Source organism: Sphingomonas mucosissima (genome assembly GCF_002197665.1).
Taxonomy (GTDB): domain Bacteria; phylum Pseudomonadota; class Alphaproteobacteria; order Sphingomonadales; family Sphingomonadaceae; genus Sphingomonas; species Sphingomonas mucosissima.
This window is the reverse complement of sequence record NZ_NBBJ01000003.1, coordinates 506,100-513,636: the sequence shown is the minus strand read 5'-3', so window position 1 is coordinate 513,636 and position 7,537 is coordinate 506,100. Positions and strand designations below refer to the sequence as shown.

Annotated in this window: 9 protein-coding genes; 5 read left to right on the top strand and 4 right to left on the bottom strand. The window is 61.3% G+C overall.

The genetic code is table 11. The features are described 5' to 3' along the window. Positions 1–472: 472 nt before the first annotated feature. The 3 genes from SPMU_RS11925 to lov all read right to left on the bottom strand — a co-directional run bounded on the left by SPMU_RS11925 (position 473) and on the right by lov (position 2,670). The gene (locus SPMU_RS11925; protein ID WP_140418468.1) at positions 473–994 is read right to left on the bottom strand and encodes an NmrA family NAD(P)-binding protein; all 522 of its coding nucleotides are present in this window, start codon (positions 992–994) and stop codon (positions 473–475) included. 128 nt (positions 995–1,122) lie between these two features. Then, the gene (locus SPMU_RS16710) at positions 1,123–1,473 is read right to left on the bottom strand and encodes a hypothetical protein (protein ID WP_140418467.1); all 351 of its coding nucleotides are present in this window, start codon (positions 1,471–1,473) and stop codon (positions 1,123–1,125) included. Between the two features lie 150 nt (positions 1,474–1,623). After that, positions 1,624–2,670, bottom strand: a complete 1,047-nt coding sequence (gene lov, locus SPMU_RS11920) for a blue-light-activated histidine kinase (RefSeq protein ID WP_211275784.1) — start codon at positions 2,668–2,670, stop codon at positions 1,624–1,626. Positions 2,671–3,103: 433 nt separating this feature from the next. Between lov and SPMU_RS11915 the strand changes: the two genes are divergently transcribed. The 4 genes from SPMU_RS11915 to SPMU_RS11900 all read left to right on the top strand — a co-directional run bounded on the left by SPMU_RS11915 (position 3,104) and on the right by SPMU_RS11900 (position 5,522). Beyond that, positions 3,104–4,147, top strand: coding sequence for an alpha/beta fold hydrolase (locus SPMU_RS11915; RefSeq protein WP_088334068.1), 1,044 nt, complete (start codon positions 3,104–3,106; stop codon positions 4,145–4,147). A gap of 104 nt (positions 4,148–4,251) precedes the next feature. Then, the gene (locus SPMU_RS11910) at positions 4,252–4,695 is read left to right on the top strand and encodes a phasin family protein (protein ID WP_088334067.1); all 444 of its coding nucleotides are present in this window, start codon (positions 4,252–4,254) and stop codon (positions 4,693–4,695) included. 69 nt (positions 4,696–4,764) lie between these two features. Then, positions 4,765–5,076, top strand: coding sequence for a cyclic nucleotide-binding domain-containing protein (locus SPMU_RS11905; RefSeq protein WP_088334066.1), 312 nt, complete (start codon positions 4,765–4,767; stop codon positions 5,074–5,076). Next, a complete protein-coding gene (locus SPMU_RS11900; protein ID WP_140418466.1) occupies positions 5,058–5,522 on the top strand; it encodes a Crp/Fnr family transcriptional regulator in 465 nt (154 codons plus the stop codon). The genes SPMU_RS11905 and SPMU_RS11900 overlap by 19 nt, the downstream gene beginning before the upstream one ends. Positions 5,523–5,703: 181 nt before the next feature. Here the strand turns inward: SPMU_RS11900 and SPMU_RS11895 are convergent, their stop codons facing one another. Continuing rightward, positions 5,704–6,342 (bottom strand): TetR/AcrR family transcriptional regulator, encoded by a 639-nt coding sequence (locus tag SPMU_RS11895; protein WP_088334064.1) that lies wholly within the window; start codon positions 6,340–6,342, stop codon positions 5,704–5,706. Here SPMU_RS11895 and SPMU_RS11890 point away from each other — a divergent pair. Continuing rightward, positions 6,341–7,285 carry an alpha/beta fold hydrolase gene (locus SPMU_RS11890; protein ID WP_088334063.1) on the top strand — a complete coding sequence of 315 codons (945 nt, stop codon included), beginning with the start codon at positions 6,341–6,343 and terminating at the stop codon, positions 7,283–7,285. The genes SPMU_RS11895 and SPMU_RS11890 overlap by 2 nt on opposite strands. Positions 7,286–7,537: the final 252 nt, after the last annotated feature.

Sequence of the window (7,537 nt, the reverse complement as noted above, 5' to 3'; positions counted from 1 at the left end):
GGTGGGACCCGGAATGGCCGCTTTGGAGCGCTGAACCGAGGTAAGCAGACGTTAATTGGCCGGCTTCGGCGCGGCAGCTATGCGCCCCAACTCAGCCGTTCAGCCGCGGCCTGCCTGCTCCCGCAAGCCGCTGTTCATCGATCTTGCTTGGACGACGGCTTGAGCGACCGAGACTGGGGACTCTCCCGCCCGGCAGCTATCAGGAACCCGCAGCGAATAGCTGCGGTTTGCTACGTCGCCAGCTGTTCCGAAGACGATGCTATTCCGAGGTAGGTGAGTTTCGCCGTGGCGGGCTACAGAACCGGGGCAGTTAATCGTGAGAATGGAGATCGCTCCGGCCTGTAACGAGATCCGCATCAACATGGGATTTTGCCAGTTGCCCCTCTCTTGACCAGCGGGGTTCGCTCATTGACGCCATGCCGAAACGCCAAATGTCGCGTAGATCAAAGCGGCGATCTAACGCGCCCAAAACCTACACGCCTTCAAACGTAGCGCGCTGCGAGGCGAGGAAGCTCGCGAGCGATGTCGCGGGTCGACCGGTTATTTCCTGAACGTCCATGGTTATGCGATCCTCAGCGCCACCCGCAATCGCTTCGTCCATGCCGGCAAGCATCACCGCATAGTCATGAGGAAGGCCGGAGGCTTCGTAGCGAGCCACCAGTTCCTGCGTGGACAGGCGGCAATGTCGCACAGGGCGATCGATTACCTGACTTATTGCGCGCGCCACCTCGTCATAGGTGAGAGCCTCGGGTCCAGTTAGCACTTGGTCGCCCGACGCCAGCGCCGGATTGCACAGCGCCTCAACCGCGACGGCAGCGATGTCGACGGCATCAATAAACGGTACGCGCCCGTCCGCCGTTGCGGAGTAGATGCATCCATCGCCCCGGATCGATGACAGATGCTGGGTCGTGAGGTTCTGCATGAACCAGCTCGGGCGCAGAACTGTCCAGCGCGGGGCATGGGCGTAAAGCCAAGCGTGTACCTCACCCATCATGCGGTCACCTTCGTTAAGCGACGACGCGAGTGGGACGCGCCGATCCGGTTTTTAGTTTGCTGCTGCGCGCCCGCATGGTCAGCAGTGGGTTGTTTGCTGAGGGACCGTTGACACGCGGTCAGTCGCGTTCAGCACCTTCCAGTGCTCTTCATTTGACGATGGTGCGCAGCCAGTTGTCCGTGCGCCCAGCGCAATGCAGCGCCTTCATTCGTTTTTCGCCCGAGGCTGCGATAGCGGTTTACGATGACGTTGCCGTCTGGCTCGGACAGGTTTCTAAGCGTGCAACGCGCCTCGGGACCGGCAGACGCTAGCTTTTCGAATAGCTCCGTCTTGGCAGGCCACTCACCAGATTTATCGCCTTTATATCTATGGTTATAGGTATCCGCCCAGCCAGGAACATAGTTGTAGTCCTGCGCCATGGCAGCGTCCGATAAGGCGAAGGCGAAGATCGTGGCGAACATGATTCGGTTGAGGTTCATCGAAGCGGCCCTGGCGTTGTGATTCAGGTAGAACCTGAAATCCTGCCCAGCGATCCACTATGTTGTCGATTCGAGCCTAACGACTGTCATTCGGGCGACAGCGGACCGGCCGCTGACGAGTCGTTTCGCAAATGTTCTGAGTTGCACATTTTAATCGAGAACCTGCGTTGCAGACCCTTCGGTGTCGAATGCCAGATCAACATGAAGGCCCCGGTCTGTCCAATCCAGCTTCACTGACCCGTCAAGCTGACGTGATATGACCCCCTTGATAGTGCCAATACCAAAGCCGGGGCGTTTGGGCGCGCTGAGCGCTTTGCTGGTCCACTCACGCCACTCCAGAGACGCCCGTCCATTGTCGCATCGCCACTGTAACGAAACCGTGCCCTCTGTATCCGACAAGGCACCGTGAGTGAGGGCGTTTTCCATGAGTTCGTTAAGGACGAGCGCAATCGGCTGTGCCAAGCGGGGCCCGAGGAGCACATCCGGTCCATCATGTCGGACGCGTGCTGTATCGCCGCGGCTGGCTACCAGCACGGAAACAAGTTCGCCAAGCTGCGCGCCAGTCCAGCTTCGCTTGGCAAGTAGCCGATGAGCGCACGCGAGCGCATCGACGCGGCCTTGGATCGAGGCAGCATAAGCTTCGGGGGTGTCGCCGCGGCTCAGTCGAACAATGCTCTGCACGAGTGCCATCGCGTTCATGGCACGATGATCGACTTCCATGAGGAGCCGGCGCTCGGTGTCTTCGAGAAGCTGCGCTCGGCGCCGCTCTGTCACATCCTTTTGTGAACCGAAATAGTAGAGGAGGGTACCATCGTCGGCCAAAACCGGGCTGATCGCAAGCTGGTTGACGAAGGATGATCCGTCCTTTCGGTAATTCAGCAGCTCGACCTCAACGTCATTGCCCTCTGCCAGGCCGTGGCGGATCTTATCCACGTCATCCGCAGATGTTCCCGGCCCTTGAAGGAAGCGGCAGTTGCGACCCAGCACCTCCTCTGATGAGTAACCCGTGAGATCGAGGAAGGCCTGATTGGCCAGCACGATCGGAGCATCTGGTTGTCGGGGGTCAGTGACGACCATAGGCATTCGGGTGCGTTCAACGGCCACAAGTGCAAGCTCGCGCCGGTCATTCATCATTCCCGCCTGGGCGGCCACCGGCGCGTCGCCATGCAAGGATGCATCCTCATGCAGCTTCATCATGCAGGTCCTCGTGTTCGGATTAGCTTAACGAAGCAGAGTAGTGGGTGTTGCCGGCTCTCGGTTCCAGCTGCCTCACTTGTGGGTATCGACATGACAGTCTGGGATCGCACGTCTGATCGCAATCCCGACAGGACCACACACTTGGGCAGGTAGTGGCACCCAAGATTGTCGCGAAAGTGCTGATTTGCGAACGTCGCGAATATCGTCGCTTTTGCGATTGGATTGCACTCCGCAGCTATCGGCGACAAAAGCGGGCGGAGCTAGCGCAACACCCTCGGCCTGATCCGCAATGCTGGCATCGAGCAGATCGTCGTCGGCGCGGTGTCGCCGGGCGCGCGCTAAGGCTTTGTGCAGCAAGATAGCACGGTGGCTGTGGGCCTTTTGTTAGTCCTGTGCGTTCGTAACAGGCGTCCTGCTGCCGCGAAGGTGCTCCATGGATCCCGACGAGCGTTCCGACTTTGAAGACCGTGCTGAGCACGCGTCGGCAGCCGCTCGTTCCGAAGCGGCCAACGCGATCGCGAAGCCAGAAACAGCATCGTCTGGCTGGAAGGGGGCAGCGTCGGTTCTCGGCGTTGCAGCTGTTGCAGCCGCTGTCGTCGCCAAGGCCACTTCGTCGAACAAGCACAGCGTTGAAGAGGCGCGAACGGTCGATCTTGGACCTGATCGCTCCTTCCACGCCCTCACTGCTGGGACAGGTCCGGACATTGTCCTCGTGCACGGAGCATTCGCAACCCACCGCGATTGGCTGGATGGGCCATTCGCGGCCTTGGCGGAACTGGGCCGCGTTACGGCAATCGACCGCGCTGGTCATGGTCTGAGTCGAAGGCCGCGTTTTGAGGGTGGGCCACGCGCCCAGGCGGCGCACATGCGCGAGGGCCTCACAGCTCTTGGCGTTGTCCGTCCGGTTTTCGTCGCGCACAGCTTTGGTGCGCTTTCCGCCCTATCCTTTGCCGAGCAATTCTCGGCCGAAGTGGCAGGGCTCGTCCTCATCGCGCCGCTCGCCTTTCCTGAGTTCCGGCCTCTTGAGCATTCGTTTTTCGCGCCACGCGCACTGCCGTTTGTTGGCCCGTTCTGGGCGAACATCGCGCCGGCTTTCGACCGCCCGATGCTCGAGGCGCACCACCGGATTATGTTCTCGCCCGACGAGCCCCCGGACACCTGGAAGGCGAACTATCCCTGGGATCAAATCCTCGATCCGGCTGCCATCATCGCCAATGCCGAGGACTTTTCCGCAGTGCATCCGTGGCGGCTCGACAGCTATGTGGATCTGGATGCTGTCCGGACCCCGGTCCAGGTGCTCACCGGCACGGGAGATCTGATCATCGAGGATCTGCGTCAAGGCCTGGTTGTGGCTGATCGGCTGCCCGACGCCGTGCTGACGCGGCTCGAAGGGGTCGGGCACATGCTCCACCATAGCCGTCCCGACGCGCTCGTTAGTGCCGTTCGGGCCGTACTGGAACGCGTAAGGTTGGAGTGATGGCTGCGAGTTTGGACAGCAGCGCCGCAATCTCGGGACGGCGGGTGCCGTAGGAGCGTGGAAGGTCACCCTCCCTTCCGAATGGAACACTAAAGGAGAGACTGATGTCAGAACAGGACCCAAAGCAAAGCCCCGGTGCAAACGCGGCGAGCCTCAATGATGCTGGGCGCGCTCCCTCGGAAGCCGCCAGCGCCCGGACCGCCGAATTCCTCGAGCGCGGAGCGGAAATGGCCAAGGCGGTGGCCGAGCTTGGCGCCCACAATATGGAGGCTTTTGTCGCTTCTGCGAAGGTCGCTGGAAGGGCCGCCGAGAGCCTGACGCGGGAGGTCACGGAATACCAACGGAAAAACTTTGAAGATGCATTTGCGATGGCCAGGAGCTTCGCCGAGGTTAGGTCCCCCGCTGACTTGCTCCGGGTTCAGAGCCAGTTCGCGAAGGCAGCCTTCGAGAATGCCATGGCCTTTTCGAACAACGTGCGCGGGACACTGACGAGAATCGCAGGCGAAGCCGCAGGGCCAGCAAAGCCCTCGCCCTCCGCCGGTTCCTAGGCCAAGGACCCTTTTTGGCGTCTGTGGCTGTGAGACTTGTGCGCTCTCGCCTCTTGGCGGAGTAGATGCATGAACGACTTACAAACCTCCGCCCTTCAGCTCTTTGTGAAGCGCCTCGCATCGCGGTCGATCCTCACCGACGACGAAGTGGGTGCGTTGCTCGCCCTGAAAGGCCAAATCAAAAGGGTTGCCGCGCACACCGATTTCGTCCGGCTCGGCGAGCGGGTCGATCACTCCTCCCTGGTGGTCAAAGGCCTCGTTGGCCGTTTCGGACAGAATAGCGACGGGGCTCGACAGATCACCTGTCTTCACGTTCCTGGTGACATGGCCGATCTGCCTTCGGTGGTAAGCCCGAAGTCGGGGTGGCGCTCGCTGCGCTAAGCGGCACGACAATCCTGCATATACGGCACGCTGACCTTCGTCGTGCGGCCGCCAAGCACCCCGGCGTCGCTGAAGCATTGTGGCGCGATTGCGTGGCGGATGGATCGATGTTCTCGGAGTGGGTGGTCAACGTCGGTCGCAGAGATGCTATGTCTCGCGTGGCACATTTGTTCTGCGAAATGGCGATCAGGTGCGAGCAGGCGGGCCAAGGCCACCGGCTCTCCTTTTCACTGCCGATCACCCAAACCGATCTCGCGGACGCGACCGGCATGACCGGCGTTCATGTCAACCGCACCCTGAAAGAGCTGAGGATGCGATCCGCAGTGGAATTGCGCTCGGGCACGGTCACAATCCACGACTGGGATCAACTGGCTAAAATCGGCAATTTCAATGCAGCGTACATGCTGCTGGACGGCCAATCCCCTCGGATCACCGAGGCTGCCTGACGTCGCAAAGCTGCTGGCGTCGCCCATCATCTGTGACAGACGCAGAGGCCGCGCACTGGTTGAACGACCGGGCCTCAGACCAATGACCTGTCGCGAAATTGCTGAGTTTCGGACATCGCGTATGTCCCGGCTTTCGCGACACGGGACGGTGAGAGCGGCCATAGACGGAAAGCGGTGATTGCTACGCCAAGAGAAGGCGGTGGAGCGTTCGCCTGAACCGCGCGAGAGGCACGCTGGAACGTTCCACCTTCATGCGTAGCAAGGTCCCATGCCATGCCGCGAGCAGCACGGCTGCGAGATCGTCAGCGTCGCCGGGTTGTGCCATTTCGTGCAAGACCCCGGCGAAGGCAGTAGTTTGCCGCTCCAGTACCTGAACCAGAGCGCCACGAAGCAACTCGCTATGCGCCGGCGTCTCTGTCGCCAAGTCCGGAATCAGGCAGCCGACGCCCCAGTTATGTTCGCCGAGCGCATATCCGATGGCATCGAAATAGGCTTGAATGCGGCCTGCTGGCGGCTGCGAAGCATCGTGCAGCGTCGCGTCCATGATCCCGTCCAGGCGGGCGACATAATGCTCCAGCACGACGAGAGCGAACCGTTCCTTGGATCGGAAGTGGTTGGTGAAAGAGCCCAGAGGCACGTCTGCGGCCGCGGCAACTTGGCGCACCCCGGTCGCCGTATAGCCGCGCTCGTGGAAGATGCGGGCGCCGGTTTCGACCAGAAGATCGCGCTGGGTAGGCACTAGAGGCTGTGACATACCCCCTTCGTATCGTAATACGATCGTATTGACCACCAGCTTCGGCCGTGGGATGACGTTGATCATGATCGATCCCAATCACCATTCTGTCGATGCCGGCGGCATCCGTCTCCACGTCGTCGAGCAGGGAAGCGGCCCCGCAGTCGTCTTCTGTCACGGCTTTCCGACGACATGGGCGAGCTGGCGCCGGACCATGCAGGCGACCGCGGACGCCGGCTTCCATGCCATCGCGTTCGACATGCGCGGCTATGGCGACAGCGACGCTCCGAGTGATGCCAACCTGTATACGCCTTTCCACACGGTCGGCGACGTGATCGCCGTACTTGATCATTTTCAGGTCGGCAGCGCGATCCTTGTAGGGCATGATTTCGGCGCCAATGTCGCGTGGAACGCGGCAATGATGCGTGCCGATCGGATCGCAGCCGTGTTCGGCGTCAGCGTCCCCTTTCTCCAGCCCGGCGGCCCGAGCTTCCTCGACCAGCTTCGCGCCGCAGGTGCCGACGGTTTCTACATGTTCGACCAGATGACCACTGAAGCCGACGCGAAGTGGGCGGACGCGGCACACAGCATCCCCGCCAGCCTATATTGGCTGTCGGGGGAGGCACCGAAGGATGCGCGGTGGGATCCGTTCGATCCGGCCCGGCACATGCTCCGTCCCGCCCCGGGAGCTCCCACGACCATCGACCCCGCCTATGTCGACGAAATGGTGGAGGCATTCGGCCGAACGGGCTTCCATGCGCCGCTGAACTACTATCGGGCGATCGACACCTTCTTTGCCGTCGCCAACCGCGCATTCGCGGGCTGCGTGATTAAGCAGCCGAGCTTCTTTCTCACCGGCGAGGCCGACGGCCTAAATGCCGTGCGCAACCCGACCGAGGCGTCGCTCCGTCAAACCTTGCCGGGACTCCGAGGCTTCCTCGCGATGAAGGGCGTAGGACATTGGCCGCAACTCGAAGCGCCTAATGCCTTTAATGCAGCGCTGCTGCGGTTTCTCAGATCGCAAGTCTGATACTGCGCACTGACCAGCGATCCAGGCGGCCTCGTGCGATCAACCAGATCGCATCCACTCTCAGCGCATCGGCAGGATGCGTCAGGCCAGGAATTGAGCGGCGTTGTCGCAATAGTGCTGATTTTCTGGTGCCGCGTAAGTCCGCAATTCTGCGACACTGTGATGCCAAACAATGGTGGTCGCGCCATAGGCACGTCCTGGAGTGACAGCGTCATATCCGGCAGAAGGCCTCGGATCCCGTGCTGAGGCGTT